The sequence below is a fragment of the Bacteroides intestinalis genome, assembly GCF_003464595.1.
GTDB classification, from domain to species: domain Bacteria; phylum Bacteroidota; class Bacteroidia; order Bacteroidales; family Bacteroidaceae; genus Bacteroides; species Bacteroides intestinalis_A.
This window is the reverse complement of record NZ_QRZF01000005.1, coordinates 317,793-332,636: the sequence shown is the minus strand read 5'-3', so window position 1 is coordinate 332,636 and position 14,844 is coordinate 317,793. Positions and strand designations below refer to the sequence as shown.

Sequence of the window (14,844 nt, the reverse complement as noted above, 5' to 3'; positions counted from 1 at the left end):
AATCAGGTATATATGTTCGGCATCTTGGAAATATATACCCGACTTCTTGGAAATATATATCCAATGTCCTGGATCTATATATCCAGCGCGTCCGATCTATATATCCAATACATTGGATATACATCTCCAATAAATGGAGTAAATATCTCCTTTGTTTTTGATAAATAGAATACAATTACATACTTTTGCGACCGTTGAAAAAGAAGACTTCCATATGAAGAATAAATATCGCAACTTGTTCTTGCTTTTTGGTGTGCTGGCTATCGTTATCATGCTTTGCACGATGGATATGGATTATTCCGATATATGGGAGAACCTAAAGCGCGTGGGCTTTTGGTTTCCTGTGATCATGCTGTTGTGGTTCTTTGTCTATCTGATAAATACCTGTTCATGGTATCTGATAATCAGGGATGACCGTAAGTATCGCGTTCCTTTCTGGACGGTCTGCAAACTCTCGATCACCGGTTTTGCCATCAATTATGCCACGCCCGGCGGACTGATGGGAGGCGAACCGTACCGGATTATGGAGCTGACTCCCTATGTGGGTGTAAGTAAGGCTACCTCTTCCGTCATTCTGTATGTGATGATGCATATCTTTTCTCACTTCTGGTTTTGGTTTCTTTCCATATTCTTATATATCTTCCTGTATCCTGTGAATACCTTTATGGCGATTTTACTCACTGCAATAGGAGCATTCTGCCTGCTGGCTATCTATTTCTTTGCCCGTGGATATAAGAATGGGATGACGGTGAAGACTTTTCGGTTGCTGCAGAAGGTACCGTTTGTCAAACGGTGGGCACATCGTTTCATTGTGAAACAAAAAGATACTCTGGAGCAGATTGACAGTCAGATAGCCTTGTTGCATAGCCAACATAAGGTTACTTTCTACAGTTCGCTGTTGTTGGAGCTTTCGGCACGCATATTCTCCAGCCTTGAAATATACATCATTCTGCGCGTCTTCACCCCGGAAGTGAGTGGATGGGACTGTGTGCTGATATTGGCTTTTTCTTCGCTGTTCAGTAATCTGATATTCTTCTTCCCGATGCAGCTGGGTGCACGTGAAGGTGGACTGGCGTTGGCTGTAGATGGCTTGCATATGTCTCCGGCACTGGGTGTTTATGTGGGACTGATTACCCGGCTGCGTGAACTGTTGTGGATCGCTATCGGTATGGTATTGATAAAAGTTGGCAATAGAAAACCGGCAGATCCCCCTTCTTCCGAATGTTAAAGCCTCTTCAGACATCCCGATCACCTTACCTACAAGTGGGTATTCTGTTTATAGAAGTGTTAATACTTTCCTGATTATATACTATATTCATCGAAAACCTTTATCTTTGCACCCGAAAATGAAATGTGGAAAGATTTGAGTAGCTTGCAACCACAGAAAAAAATGCTAAAACACATCCTTTTCTGTGGCGATGCCTCCGAGCATCGGAATATGCATGTCTACTCACCAGCTTTTTCCCACTTTCATTCTTTAATTATTCATTCTTTAATTTAGGAATATGGGATATTTATTCACATCCGAATCGGTGTCTGAAGGACACCCCGACAAAGTGGCCGATCAAATATCGGACGCTGTGCTTGACAAACTGTTGGCTTACGACCCCAGTTCGAAAGTAGCTTGCGAAACTCTGGTAACTACCGGACAGGTAGTACTGGCTGGAGAAGTGAAAACCAAAGCGTACGTTGACTTACAACTCATTGCGCGCGAAGTAATTCAGAAAATCGGCTATACAAAAGGCGAGTACATGTTCGAAAGTAACTCGTGCGGTGTATTGTCCGCTATTCATGAGCAAAGTCCCGACATTAACCGTGGCGTAGAGCGTCAGGACCCTATGGAACAGGGTGCAGGCGACCAGGGTATGATGTTTGGTTATGCTACTAACGAGACCGAAAATTACATGCCTCTTTCTCTCGACCTGTCACACCGCATTCTGCAAGTGCTGGCCGACATCCGTCGCGAAGGTAAGGAAATGACTTATCTCCGTCCCGACTCTAAGAGCCAGGTAACCATTGAATACGATGATAACGGCACGCCCGTACGCATCGATACGATTGTAGTTTCTACTCAGCATGATGATTTCATCCAGCCGGTTGACGGCAGCGAGGCTGCCCAGTTGAAAGCGGATGAAGAAATGCTTGCCACAATTCGTCAGGATGTCATCAATATCCTGATGCCACGTGTCATAGCTTCCATCCATGCAGAGAAAGTTTTGGCATTGTTCAATGATCATATCACTTATCACGTCAATCCTACCGGAAAGTTCGTTATCGGCGGACCTCATGGAGATACCGGTCTGACAGGGCGTAAGATTATTGTAGATACATATGGTGGCAAGGGTGCTCATGGTGGCGGTGCTTTCTCAGGTAAAGACCCCAGCAAGGTAGACCGCAGTGCTGCTTATGCTGCCCGTCACATTGCCAAGAATCTGGTAGCTGCCGGTGTAGCCGACGAGATGCTGGTACAGGTATCTTATGCTATCGGTGTGGCACGTCCCATCAATATTTACGTCAATACTTATGGACGCGGTCATGTAGCAATGAGTGATGGTGAGATTGCAAAGAAGATTGATGAACTTTTCGATCTTCGTCCGAAAGCCATTGAAGATCGTTTGAAACTCCGTAATCCGATTTATCAGGAAACTGCAGCTTACGGCCATTTGGGACGTGAACCGCAAGTAATTACCAAGCACTTCAAATCTCGTTATGAAGGTGACAAGGATGTAGAGGTAGAACTCTTCACTTGGGAAAAACTGGATTATGTGGATAAAGTGAAGGCTGCTTTCGGTCTGTAGTATTTTCCTTTCAGTTAGTAATCAGCGTAGCTTTACAAGCTATTTATATAGAAGCCGTCTTTCTTCATTCCGTTTTGCGGGGGAGAGGACGGCTTTTTGTTATTCTTCTTGTTACGTCTTCTTAATCAGCCATTCCATGACTTCTCTCACTCATTTGCTCGGGAGCTAAACTGGTGTTTGCTATGCAAGTTATGGCGAATAGACTTCTCAATAATAATGTAGATGTGCACTTTTTTAGATTATTCTGTTTAATAATAAAACATTTTCTCTGAATAAAGAGTTATTTATATGACTACAAAGATATAATTTATTTGTGATTTGTCATTATCTTTGTAGGCTTGGAATAATGCCAACGGTGTTATTAAATAATTGAATATACACTTTTGAATTGATTAAGAATGGGCAATATCTTTAACAAAATATTCTCTTTAACGAGAGATAATGAAAGCAAACCGGATTTCCAGACTTGCTGTACTCCTATGGAGGTTTTTGATGAACAGAAAGTAAAGGCTATTGTAAAGCACTGGCTTTTGTCCATTGATGAATATGAGACTATACCTGATGATATCGTTGCATTGAACTTCAATCTGTGGGAAGCTGTTGAAGAAGATGGTGGAAGTTGCTATACACTCGAGTTGACGGGTGCCAAGCAGTATGATGCAGAAGATGATGACTGGGCATGCGAAGAGGATTTTGATCCAAGACTAAGAAACTGTGATGCATTGCAACTTTCGAGTGCAATCCCATGGGAGGATATATTGAAAGGACTGGTAAAAGTCTTGAAAGAACTGAAGGTTGAGTTAGCGGGGATAAACCTCTTTCGGGTGGAGCACATTACTGTTGGATTTACGGAAGGGGATCTGGAAGTTATAAAATAATGTGTAAATGTTCCCGATTCTGGCAATATGCTAATTAGTCATCGGGAAACTCCTTTGTTTTGCCTTGTTTCTGTTTTTGTGGGTATCTGAACGGATATATAATGGTAAAGATGCTATTCGTTTATAATTTGTTACTATCTTTGTGGAGATACGTAACTATCCGTTAATGTTGACTTTTTGTCGTTGATTGCACTCGGAAACATAATGATAAAACTACCTATTTATGAAAAAACTATTATTCTTTTTCCTATCAATTACAATATTTGTGTTTAGTTCATGCAAAAGAGAAGTAGATGCTATAAATCCGGCTTTATTATTAATAGACTCTTTAATGCAATCTCGTCCTGATAGCTCGCTCTATTTACTTGAACAATTTTCTGATCTACAAAAGATAAAGAATGCGGATAAGGCTTTTTATAATTTGTTGTTAACGCAAGCAAGGTATAAGAATTATGTATTACAAAACGATTCTTCAATACAAATAGCCATAGATTATTATAAAAATAATATAGATAAAGAGAAACTTGCAAAATCTTATTTCTATTTGGGTTGTATATATTTGGAACAGAAAAAGTTACCGACAGCTATTGATTTTTATTTGAAAGCTGTAGATGTAATGCCTAAAGGTAGGGATTCGATATTCTCATCCATGATATATAGCCATTTAGGTGACTGCTATAGTGAACAGGATTTGAATAAAACAGCTTTATCCATGTATAAGAAAGCACATACGCTTTGTGTAGGATGGGACTCTTTACGTACATGTTATAATTTAAAAAATATAGGAAATGCTTTTCTATTGGAGCGTCAATGGGATAGTGCGTACTATTATTATCAACAAGCGTTGCCAATAGCTTTTTCTTTGAATAATTCAGGGCTATTATCTGCTATATATAAAAATATGGCTACACTTTATAATGAGCAGAATAAGTTTGTAGATGCTGATGCTTGTATATCTAGAGCTTTAGGCTATTTATCCGAAGGAGAAAGTTATATGGCAGCCTGTTCTATTAAAGGCGATATTATGGACAATATGAATAAGAAAGATTCGGCAGTGCATTATTGGACTATAGGAGCAGGTTCTTCTAATGCATATGTTAAAACATCATCTTATCACTCCCTGTTTTTGGAGAGTAAAAGAATGGAAGACTGGGAAAGCTCCACTTTGTATGCTGACTCCTTTATAACTTTTTATGATTCTATTCAAATAATGAATGATCGTGCAGAGATTGACAGGTTGATGGATAATCATTTAGTTGAGTTGCATAGATATAAGTTGACTGCTAAGAATCAACGGGTGGTTGGGAGTTTGGTGATTGTCTTTTTATCGTTAGTATTCATTCTAATTATGTTATACTTTTGGCGTGATAGACTTCGACAAAAAAAGTATGTATCCTTACAACAACAATTGATGGAAAATCGTACTGAAACAATGTTGTTACACGAAGAATCAGATGATATGACTAAAGACAGGAATATAGAATTGTATAAATTAGAAGAGGAACGGTTTGCGATATGTATGTCTTTGTTTAGAGCGACTAATGGTTACAAAAAATTATGTGAACTTAAAGAGTCAACTCCTAAAGCCCGTATTTTGATAGTTACTAATTATAGATTGAAGATTATTAGTGATATTCGAAGGACTTTTGTCGATGTCATGACTGATTTTAAAGAACGCTGTACAACTTTGACTAATGATGATTTATTGTATTGTATATTAGTCCTTTTAGATACTCCTAAAGAAGTAATCTGGGATGTAATGAGTTCTACTCCGGATGCGATGAAAACAAGAAAAAGCCGTATAAAGAATAAAATGGATACTAAACTGTTTGAACATATTTTCGGTTGTTGATAATCAATGGCTTATAGCGATAATTGTTACCATTGTTACCCTTGCTTTATAATTTTTGTTACTCTTGTTACCTCACTTTTTTTTGTTTTCATGTAAATGATTAAGTTATTTGTTGCAATAATTAGACTATACTGTTAGTCAGTTAATGGAGTGGGTGACACCACTCCTACCATAATAATCAATAATCGTCTGGTTTACATAACGAACTCTTATGAAGAATTGACTAAACTGTTAGATAAAGAATTGCAAAACAAATGAAAATTTTATCTCTTTATTTATGTTTTCTTTTTCTGTGCCTGCACACTTCCTTTGCTCAAAACGTAATTGTACGGGGGCGTGTGACGGATGCAAAGACGGGTGAAGCCCTCTCTGATGCTAATATACTGGAAAAGAATTCGAGTATAGGTATGGCTACAAATGCTTATGGGCTTTATTCTATTACGATCCAGGCAGGGAGGTGTGTGCTTCAATGCTCCATGTTGGGGTATACTACCTGGTCGGATACGTTGCAACTGTCAGACAATGCGGTAGTGGATATAGCTTTGCAGCCCAACGACTATCTGCTGAAAGGAGTTGAAGTAGTGGGAGCAAGAAAACATGGCGGGCAGTTTATGCTGGATGCAAAGGAGATACAAGCCTTACCTGTTGTGGGGGGAGAGGCGGATTTGATGAAGACTTTACAATTCTTGCCCGGGGTACAAAGTGGTAACGAGGGAGCCAATAATATTTCGGTAAGAGGAAGCAATCAATGGGGGAACTTAGTTTTACTGGACGAAGCAGTGGTTTATAATCCAAGCCATGTGTTATCCTTCTTTTCTGTGTTTAACAATGATGCTATTCAAAAAGTAGACCTTTATAAATCTTACTTTCCATTGAAATACGGCGGACGTTCTTCGTCGGTGATTGATGTCCGTATGCGTGAAGGTAATAGTAAAGAGCGTAATCGGAGCGCGAGTTTAGGATTAATAGCTTCTAAAGTCTTATTGGAAGGTCCGTTGAAAAAAGGTTCTTATCTGGTTTCCGGCAGGTTTGGTTATCCCGGAGCTACACTTAGCTTATTGGGGGGCGATCTGACATCTAAGCCACAAATGTGGTTTTATGATGTGAATGCTAAAGTGAATATGGCATTGAATGATCGTAACCGGCTTTTCTTTTCGTTATATAGTGGAGGAGATCATACCGTTTTCAACAAACTGGTCAAAGACTATGGAATGGATTGGGGCAATGCGACAGCTACTGTGCGCTGGAATCATATTCTGAATGACCGGACTAATGTGAATACAAGCGCCGTCTTCAGTAACTATTATTATAAGTATAAATCCCTGGCAGACGGATTGCAATATCTATGGAAATCAGATATGCAGTCTTACCAGTTGAAATCGGATTGGGAGACGCATTTGGACAACTCATTGAGTCTGAAAACGGGAGTAAGTGCGCATTATTTCACTACGATGCCCGGTGCGGTGACAAGAGCTAATGAAGATTCTAATGTGATGCCTTCGCGCTTGCCCAGAAAGATGCTGTGGGATATGGGACTCTATGCAGAAGGTGAATATAAATTCCTTTCCCGTTTCCAACTGAATGCAGGAATCCGTTTGTCTGTGCTGCATGCTCCGGGAAGTTCTTCTTATGGGGCAAAAACGTATGTGGTTCCTGAACCCCGGGCGGAATTGGCCTATATGCCTGATGCTTCCAGTCGCTTCACTCTTTCTTATACGCAAGCAGCACAGAGCATACATATGCTGTCCAACTCTTCGGTAGGAATACCTTCGGATATGTGGATACCTGCCAATGCGTTATTGCAACCTTCTGTAATGCGGCAGGTGGCATTGGGGTATGAATATCATTTTTCTCAAAGGGAATACACTCTGTCGGTAGAGGCTTATATCCGGAAGATGCGTCATGTGGTAGATTATGCAGAGGATGCCAATATATTCCAGAACGACCGGATTGAAAAAGAAGTGGAGAGTGGCACTGCCCAAGGCACCGGACTGGAATTTTACTTTTCTAAAAACCGTGGAATATTGACGGGATGGCTCAGTTATACGCTTTCGCGTGCCCGAAACAAGATTAATGGGGAGGAATACAAACCGGTATACGATCGCCCACACAATCTGAAGTTATTCCTGAACTGGAATTTTGGGTCTCATTGGTCATTATCGTCCACTTTTTCTTATGCTTCGGGCATGAATCTGACGTTGCCGGTGGGGAAATATTATTTTCATCAGGCTGTATTCTACATTTATTCGGGCAGAAACGGATATCGTGCTCCGTCGTTTCATCAGTTGGACCTTTCGACGACTTATCGATGGAAAAATCGAAGTCTTTCTCTTTCAGTGATCAATGCGTATAACCGAAGAAATGTTTTTTCTATGTATGCAGGGCGTGACGGATATTCTTCTTTTTCAAAGTCTCGTATCTATAAATTATATCTTTATGGTATTGTACCATCGCTAACCTATACTTTTAAATTTTGATAATATGGTAAAGACTCTTTCTTATATTTTGTGTTTGATTTTAGGAATGTTTATATCAGGGTGTGAAAGAATAGTTGATGTGGATTTTTCGGGATATACCTCAGATGCTATCGTCTTCGAAGGGATTGTTACGAATGAGCGTCCACCTTACTTCTTTCATCTAACAAGACCTTCTGCCGTATCGGCAGGTGAATATGATTATGCAGGTATAGAAGATGCTGTAATCATTATTACAGATGTTACGGACGGTATCAGGGATACACTTCAGTATGTGCCGCCTCGGTTTGAAGGCTATGATGTGTATTATAACTATTATAATTATGATACGAAGCGGAAAGAGGAGACTTCTGGATTCAGTTTGGGTGCCGTCTATGGAATGTATGTGACCACTAAACTATATGGTATTGTGGGACATTCCTATTCGCTGGATTTCTACTGTGATGGCAAGCATTTTGAATCGGAAGCACAGAAAATGGAACAGCCTCTCGTTATCACTGACCTTAAAGTCAAGAAAGTGGATTTAGGGGAAAAAGGAGAAACTGATGCACCTTGTATTAGCTTCATTAATCCGCCGGGAGAGAATTATTATTTGTTTTCATTTTATCCTTGGTCGTATACCCACTTTACATTTACGCGCCCTAATGTTTTACTTGGAGGAGATTCGGATTGGCGTTTTTCCATTTTAGGTGATGAATATTTGGAAGAGAATGTGGTGGACTTTATTGTTGATGACGGAGAAAATGCTTTCGGCTATCCTAATGGATGGGGATATATTCCGGTGGGTGACTCTCTGTATGTATGGGCGCAGACTATCTCTAAAAGTTGCTATCATGTTTACGAGCAAATGCTGAAACAATTACGTACAGATGGTGGTGCTTATACTCCTACGCCTACCTCTATTACCGGAAATATCAGTGGTGGAGTTTATGGTTGCTTTCGGGTAAGCGCTGTTTCTGAAAAAGGAATACTAAAGGGAAAATAGGTGTTTGTCAGGGAAGTATTCTTACTGTATTGAGATGAAATACTCACCCCATTGAGAAGAAATACTCATCGTATTGAGAAGAAATGCTCATCACTGTGAGAAAATATTCTCAATAGGGTGAGAATAAGTGAGAATCTTACGGTTGAGATGCCTCCAACATATCAATCAGTTGTACCCGCTGTATAGAGAAGCTATTGCTTTCTTTTTGTACATACTTGAGCAGTGCAAGTCCGTCCTGACGAAGTTTGGATTTTCGAAGAAGGTCATCTGTTCCCATATCGTCGGATATCTTCAGCATGGTCATAGCGGCAAGCTCCGTCTTTCCCATTTCATTAGGATCGCCTTTGTATCGATCAATTAATTCCTCTATATTCATTCCCAGCAAATCTTCGGAGGGGAAACCCAGTATTTGTCTGGTCAGATCGTCATATTCAGTCCATTCACTCCAGCGGTATTTCTTCTTCTGGAGCAGGGCGTTCACAATTAAAGAAATGATTTCCTGGATCATTCGTATCAGATAATCTTGCTTAATCATATATTCCTCCTTTTAATAGTGTTAGTTGAAAAGAATGAGAACAGATTACAAAGTTAGTGATATTTTTAAGATATCGCTGAAAATCTTTACCTTTGCACTCACTAATAATATAAGGTATAGCAATTTCCATGAATAAGATAACTTCCGTATGTGTATATTGTGCTTCGAGCACCAAAATCGATTCCGCCTATTTTGAAGCTGCCCGTGAACTGGGTACTCTGTTGGGGCAACGTCGTATCCGACTGATAAATGGTGCTGGTGGTATCGGACTGATGAGTACTACTTCTGATGCTGTGTTGGCAGCAGGTGGAGAAGTGACTGGTGTTATTCCTCATTTTATGGTGGAACAAGGATGGCAGCATAAAGGATTGACAGAGATGATAGAAGTGGAAAACATGCACCAGCGTAAGCAGAAAATGGCAGATTTAAGCGATGCTATTATTGCTTTGCCCGGTGGATGCGGTACATTGGAAGAACTGCTGGAAATTATTACCTGGAAGCAATTGGGTTTGTATCTGAATCCTATCGTTATCCTAAATACCAATGGATATTTTGATCCCTTGTTAGCCATGCTGCAGCGTGCCGTGGATGAGAATTTTATGCGCGAGCAACACGGTGCTATCTGGCATGTGGCAAGTACACCGCAGGAAGCCATTGATCTGATACATACCACTCCCATCTGGGATAGTTCCATACGTAAGTTTGCGGCAATATGATTGGGCTACTGCTGACATGGATTGCGGGATTCGAGGGAATGCCTATTCCTTATTCTCCTAAATTGGATGACGGAATCACTATACTCCTGTTGTGCTGCTTTTTCATATCTGCCTATGTTTTATCCCGTAGCCGTAAGTTTTTGGTGCAACTGGTGAAAGACTTCCTGCTCAACCGTGAGCGGACCAGTATCTTTGCAGCCACCACGGCAGCGGATATGCGTTATATGTTATTGTTGATCTTGCAGACTTGTGTGCTGGGGGCTGTCTGCACCTTCAATTATTTTATAGATGTCCGTCCGGAACTGGGAGAACGCATTCCTCCTTATATCCTGCTTGGAGTATATCTTGCAATAGCTTTACTTTATCTTTTTTGGAAGTGGCTGACTTACTCTTTCCTGGGTTGGATTTTTTTTGACGGAAACCGCACAAGCCTCTGGATGGAGTCTTATTCTGCACTGCTTTATTACCTTGGATTTGCCCTTTTTCCGTTTGCTTTATTCCTTGTTTACTTCGATTTGAGTTTACTTGCAACTGTGATAATTGGTTTATTTCTGATGTTTTTTACTAAAATATTGATGTTATATAAGTGGATAAAGCTTTTTTGTAGCAATTTATATGGCATTTTGCTTTTAATGTTGTACTTTTGTGCCCTTGAAATCATACCTTGTTTTATTGTATATCGAGGTGTGTTACAACTAAATGATTATTTGATAATAAATTTTTAGGACGTTGAAAATTAAGAAAGTACTTGTGTCGCAGCCGAAACCGGCATCAGAGAAATCTCCTTACTACGACATCGCCCAGAAGTACGGTGTGAAAATTGATTTTCGCCCGTTTATCAAGGTGGAAAGTCTGTCTGCTAAAGAATTCAGACAGCAAAAAGTGTCAATCCTGGATCATACCGCTGTTATCTTTACATCGCGTCATGCCATCGACCACTTCTTTCACCTGTGTACAGAATTGCGTGTTTCCATTCCGGAAACTATGAAGTATTTCTGTGTGACAGAAGCTGTTGCATTGTATATCCAAAAGTATATTCAATACCGCAAGCGTAAGATCTTCTTTGGTAATACAGGAAAGTTTGAAGACTTGTTGCCTTCTATCATCAAGCATAAAACTGAGAAGTATCTGGTTCCGATGTCTGATGTGCACACAGACGAGATCAAAAATCTCTTGGAAAAAAGCAAGATACAGCATACAGAAACTGTTATGTATCGTACAGTAAGTAATGACTTTACTGCGGAAGAAGAATTTGATTATGACATGCTTGTATTCTTTAGTCCTGCAGGAGTAACTTCTCTGAAGAAGAATTTCCCGGACTTCCAACAGAAGGAAATCAAGATTGGTACCTTTGGCTCCACTACAGCACAAGCTGTACGCGATGCCGGACTCCGTCTCGATCTGGAAGCTCCCAGTGTACAAGCTCCGTCTATGACGGCAGCATTGGATATGTTCATCAAAGAGAACAATAAAGGAAAGTGAGAATAGAATTATAAGTTGTTAGCTATAAGTCGTTGGCTTATAATTTGATAACTGTAATTTTGAAACTGATAGAATTACGAGCTACAAGTGGTTGTGCTTTTATGCCCCATACTTTGTAGCTCGTAATTTGTTATTTCCCTTCCTCATAAACTGATAACTAATAACTTTATAACCCATACTGACCATGCTCTCCAATACCCTGCATAAGACCGAAAGGCTGGATAAGAAGAAAGTCATCGATAAGATGTTTTCAGGCGGTGCGCGTTCGTTTTCCGTCTTCCCTTTGCGTGTGGTATATCTGCCGGTGGAGGATTTGGAAGCTCCTGTTTCCATACTGGTCAGTGTATCAAAACGCCGTTTTAAGCGGGCGGTGAAACGTAACCGTGTGAAACGTCAGATACGTGAGGCGTATCGGAAAAACAAGCACGGACTATTGCAGGCGCTCCAGGATAAGGAGCAGCAACTTGCTGTGGCTTTCATTTATCTTTCCGACCGGTTGACTGACTCGATGGAAATTGAAGAAAGGATGAAGATTGCGTTGGCTCGTATCACGGAGAAAGTAGCCTCCTTATGAAAAAGCTGCTTTCATACCTGCTGTTGCTTCCTATTTATTTTTATCAGAAGTGCATTTCACCCCTGACTTCTCCTTCGTGCCGCTTTACTCCCACATGTTCACAATATGCCGTTGAGGCGATTAAGAAACATGGTCCTTTTAAGGGATTGTATTTGGCAATCAGGCGTATACTGCGTTGTCATCCCTGGGGAGGTTCCGGATATGATCCTGTTCCATAAAGACATAATATCTTTACTGTATGATAATTCCTGCTGATATACACACTCATTGCCAACCGGAAGTGCCTGGAGAAGCTATTGTGAATTGCTTTCCCGAAACATTTGTTCCGCAACAGGAAGGGTGGTATTCTGTAGGAATACATCCGTGGTATATAACTTCTTCTACTGTATCTCTGGCTGATAAAAAGAGATGTTTGGAAGAGTTATTGTATCATCCTCAGGTTTTGGCTATAGGTGAGGCTGGATTGGATAAATTGGCTGATGCTTCCCTGGCTTTACAGATAGAAGTTTTCGAATATCAGGCACGGCTGGCTGAAGAAACAGATAAACCGCTGGTTATTCATCTGGTGAAGGCTGTGGATGAACTCTTAAAGTTGAAGCAGAAGATACGTCCGGTGAAACCGTGGATTATTCATGGATTTCGCGGAAAAGCAGTGCTGGCAGAAGAATATCTCCGACATGGTTTTCACCTTTCTTTCGGAGAAAAGTATCAGGAAGAAACACTGCAAATCGTACCATCTGACAGGCTGTTTTTGGAAACGGATGAGAGCATGACTTCTATTGATGCGCTTTATGAACGGGCAGCTATGGTTCGTAAAATTCCCTCTGGGGAACTCAGGGAAACGGTTCGGAAGAATGTGGAGGAAATCTTTTTTAGGCGATAAGAGTTGTTAGTTCAGATAAAGAGTCGTACTTTTGCAATTACAAAGTATATCAAATATTTAAATAGTTAATCATTCGATGAATTTTGTAGAAGAATTGAAATGGCGTGGCATGCTCCACGATATGATGCCTGGTACGGAAGAACTTCTGGCTAAGGAACAAGTGACCGCATACATAGGTTTTGACCCTACGGCGGACTCGTTGCACATTGGACACCTTTGCAGTGTAATGATACTGCGTCATTTCCAACGTTGCGGGCATAAGCCGATGGCATTGATTGGTGGTGCTACAGGTATGATTGGTGACCCTTCCGGCAAGTCGGCAGAGCGCAATCTGCTCACAGAAGAGATTCTGCAACGCAATATGGAAGGTATGAAGAAGCAGTTGGGCAAGTTCCTGGATTTTGAATCTGATGCTCCCAACCGTGCAGAACTGGTGAACAACTACGACTGGATGAAGAACTTCACATTCCTTGACTTTGCTCGCGAAGTAGGTAAGCATATCACCGTAAACTATATGATGGCGAAGGATTCTGTAAAGAAGCGCCTGAATGGTGAAGCTCGTGACGGTTTGTCTTTCACTGAGTTTACTTATCAGTTATTACAAGGTTATGACTTCCTGCATCTGTATGAAACCAAAGGTTGCAAACTGCAAATGGGCGGTTCCGATCAATGGGGTAACATTACAACAGGTGCCGAGTTGATTCGTCGTACAAACGGTGGTGAGGTGTTTGCACTGACCAGTCCTCTGATTACGAAGGCTGACGGCGGTAAGTTCGGTAAGACTGAGTCCGGTAACATCTGGCTTGATCCTCGCTATACTTCTCCGTATAAATTCTATCAATTCTGGTTGAATGTGAGTGATGCTGATGCTGCACGTTACATTAAGATATTTACTTCTCTGAGCAAAGAAGAAATAGATGCTCTGATAGTAGAACATGAAGCTGCACCGCATCTGCGTATTCTTCAGAAACGTCTGGCAAAAGAGGTGACCATTATGGTTCATTCTGAAGAAGATTATAATGCAGCAGTGGATGCATCCAATATATTATTCGGTAATGCAACTTCTGACGCTTTGAAGAAGTTGGATGAAGATACTCTGCTGGCTGTATTCGAAGGTGTTCCTCAGTTCGAAGTATCTAAGGATGCTGTGGCAGCCGGAGTGAAGGCTGTCGATTTGTTCACTGATAATGCAGCAGTCTTTGCTTCTAAAGGCGAAATGCGTAAGTTGGTACAAGGCGGTGGCGTTTCCCTCAACAAGGAGAAGTTAGAAGCTTTTGATCAGGTTATCACTTCTGCTGACCTTTTGGATGAGAAATACTTGCTTGTACAGCGTGGAAAGAAGAATTACTACTTGATTATTGCCAAATAAGAGGCAAAATAGTGGCAAATGATAAAAAATGCCCCGAAATATTTGGATATTTCGGGGCATACTCTTATCTTTGCACCGCTTTTTAACAGAAAGCACCCGTGTTTGTCCCATGGTGTAATGGTAGCACAACAGTTTTTGGTTCTGTTTGTCTAAGTTCGAATCTTGGTGGGACAACAACATTTATTGAGCTTTATAGAGAATAATCTCTGTAAAGCTCTTTTTTTGTCTTATTTTCTGTTAAAGAATTCCTATTTTCTTCCATTTGAACGATAATGATACATAATTGGGACAAAAACAC

At 40.7% G+C, this 14,844-nt stretch carries 14 protein-coding genes and 1 tRNA gene; 14 read left to right on the top strand and 1 reads right to left on the bottom strand.

Going from position 1 to position 14,844, the window contains the following annotated elements:
- Window positions 1–214 precede the first annotated feature (214 nt).
- The 6 genes from DWW10_RS09685 (at window position 215) to DWW10_RS09660 (ending at window position 8,987) form a co-directional block, all read left to right on the top strand.
- Window positions 215–1,228: a lysylphosphatidylglycerol synthase transmembrane domain-containing protein gene (locus DWW10_RS09685; protein ID WP_022393126.1), complete on the top strand. Its 1,014-nt coding sequence runs from the start codon at window positions 215–217 to the stop codon at window positions 1,226–1,228.
- A 277-nt stretch (window positions 1,229–1,505) separates the two neighbouring features.
- A complete protein-coding gene (gene metK / locus DWW10_RS09680; RefSeq protein WP_022393125.1) occupies window positions 1,506–2,798 on the top strand; it encodes a methionine adenosyltransferase in 1,293 nt (430 codons plus the stop codon).
- Window positions 2,799–3,196: 398 nt separating this feature from the next.
- Window positions 3,197–3,676, top strand: a complete 480-nt coding sequence (locus DWW10_RS09675; RefSeq protein ID WP_022393124.1) for a hypothetical protein — start codon at window positions 3,197–3,199, stop codon at window positions 3,674–3,676.
- A 223-nt stretch (window positions 3,677–3,899) separates the two neighbouring features.
- Window positions 3,900–5,528, top strand: coding sequence for a tetratricopeptide repeat protein (locus DWW10_RS09670; RefSeq protein ID WP_022393123.1), 1,629 nt, complete (start codon window positions 3,900–3,902; stop codon window positions 5,526–5,528).
- A 254-nt stretch (window positions 5,529–5,782) separates the two neighbouring features.
- The gene (locus tag DWW10_RS09665) at window positions 5,783–8,005 is read left to right on the top strand and encodes a TonB-dependent receptor (protein ID WP_022393122.1); all 2,223 of its coding nucleotides are present in this window, start codon (window positions 5,783–5,785) and stop codon (window positions 8,003–8,005) included.
- Window positions 8,006–8,009: 4 nt separating this feature from the next.
- Complete coding sequence (locus DWW10_RS09660) at window positions 8,010–8,987, top strand: DUF4249 family protein (RefSeq protein WP_022393121.1); 978 nt, start codon at window positions 8,010–8,012, stop codon at window positions 8,985–8,987.
- Window positions 8,988–9,123: 136 nt separating this feature from the next.
- On the opposite strand, the gene DWW10_RS09655 is transcribed toward DWW10_RS09660, so the two are convergent.
- Entirely contained in the window at window positions 9,124–9,522 is a 399-nt protein-coding gene (locus tag DWW10_RS09655) for a hypothetical protein (protein ID WP_022393120.1), read from the bottom strand.
- A 128-nt stretch (window positions 9,523–9,650) separates the two neighbouring features.
- Between DWW10_RS09655 and DWW10_RS09650 the strand changes: the two genes are divergently transcribed.
- The 8 genes from DWW10_RS09650 to DWW10_RS09615 all read left to right on the top strand — a co-directional run bounded on the left by DWW10_RS09650 (window position 9,651) and on the right by DWW10_RS09615 (window position 14,720).
- Window positions 9,651–10,238 (top strand): LOG family protein, encoded by a 588-nt coding sequence (locus DWW10_RS09650; protein ID WP_022393119.1) that lies wholly within the window; start codon window positions 9,651–9,653, stop codon window positions 10,236–10,238.
- Window positions 10,235–10,963, top strand: a complete 729-nt coding sequence (locus DWW10_RS09645; protein ID WP_022393118.1) for a DUF4271 domain-containing protein — start codon at window positions 10,235–10,237, stop codon at window positions 10,961–10,963. The genes DWW10_RS09650 and DWW10_RS09645 overlap by 4 nt, the downstream gene beginning before the upstream one ends.
- A 4-nt stretch (window positions 10,964–10,967) precedes the next feature.
- A complete protein-coding gene (locus tag DWW10_RS09640; RefSeq protein WP_007660987.1) occupies window positions 10,968–11,720 on the top strand; it encodes a uroporphyrinogen-III synthase in 753 nt (250 codons plus the stop codon).
- Between the two features lie 184 nt (window positions 11,721–11,904).
- On the top strand, window positions 11,905–12,294 hold the full coding sequence (rnpA, locus tag DWW10_RS09635) for a ribonuclease P protein component (protein ID WP_022393117.1): 390 nt from the start codon (window positions 11,905–11,907) through the stop codon (window positions 12,292–12,294).
- Complete coding sequence (gene yidD, locus DWW10_RS09630; protein ID WP_007219099.1) at window positions 12,291–12,512, top strand: membrane protein insertion efficiency factor YidD; 222 nt, start codon at window positions 12,291–12,293, stop codon at window positions 12,510–12,512. Before rnpA ends, yidD begins: the two co-directional genes overlap by 4 nt.
- 20 nt (window positions 12,513–12,532) lie before the next feature.
- Window positions 12,533–13,177, top strand: coding sequence for a TatD family hydrolase (locus DWW10_RS09625; RefSeq protein WP_022393116.1), 645 nt, complete (start codon window positions 12,533–12,535; stop codon window positions 13,175–13,177).
- Window positions 13,178–13,253: 76 nt separating this feature from the next.
- Window positions 13,254–14,546, top strand: a complete 1,293-nt coding sequence (tyrS, locus tag DWW10_RS09620; RefSeq protein ID WP_022393115.1) for a tyrosine--tRNA ligase — start codon at window positions 13,254–13,256, stop codon at window positions 14,544–14,546.
- 103 nt (window positions 14,547–14,649) lie between these two features.
- Window positions 14,650–14,720, top strand: a tRNA-Gln gene (locus tag DWW10_RS09615).
- Window positions 14,721–14,844: the final 124 nt, after the last annotated feature.

Coding starts and splice junctions, on each gene's coding strand:
- DWW10_RS09685 (WP_022393126.1), top strand. CDS start 215: ATGAAGAATAAATATCGCAACTTGTTCTTGCTTTTTGGTGTGCTGGCT.
- metK (WP_022393125.1), top strand. CDS start 1,506: ATGGGATATTTATTCACATCCGAATCGGTGTCTGAAGGACACCCCGAC.
- DWW10_RS09675 (WP_022393124.1), top strand. CDS start 3,197: ATGGGCAATATCTTTAACAAAATATTCTCTTTAACGAGAGATAATGAA.
- DWW10_RS09670 (WP_022393123.1), top strand. CDS start 3,900: ATGAAAAAACTATTATTCTTTTTCCTATCAATTACAATATTTGTGTTT.
- DWW10_RS09665 (WP_022393122.1), top strand. CDS start 5,783: ATGAAAATTTTATCTCTTTATTTATGTTTTCTTTTTCTGTGCCTGCAC.
- DWW10_RS09660 (WP_022393121.1), top strand. CDS start 8,010: ATGGTAAAGACTCTTTCTTATATTTTGTGTTTGATTTTAGGAATGTTT.
- DWW10_RS09655 (WP_022393120.1), bottom strand. CDS start 9,522: ATGATTAAGCAAGATTATCTGATACGAATGATCCAGGAAATCATTTCT.
- DWW10_RS09650 (WP_022393119.1), top strand. CDS start 9,651: ATGAATAAGATAACTTCCGTATGTGTATATTGTGCTTCGAGCACCAAA.
- DWW10_RS09645 (WP_022393118.1), top strand. CDS start 10,235: ATGATTGGGCTACTGCTGACATGGATTGCGGGATTCGAGGGAATGCCT.
- rnpA (WP_022393117.1), top strand. CDS start 11,905: ATGCTCTCCAATACCCTGCATAAGACCGAAAGGCTGGATAAGAAGAAA.
- yidD (WP_007219099.1), top strand. CDS start 12,291: ATGAAAAAGCTGCTTTCATACCTGCTGTTGCTTCCTATTTATTTTTAT.
- DWW10_RS09625 (WP_022393116.1), top strand. CDS start 12,533: ATGATAATTCCTGCTGATATACACACTCATTGCCAACCGGAAGTGCCT.
- tyrS (WP_022393115.1), top strand. CDS start 13,254: ATGAATTTTGTAGAAGAATTGAAATGGCGTGGCATGCTCCACGATATG.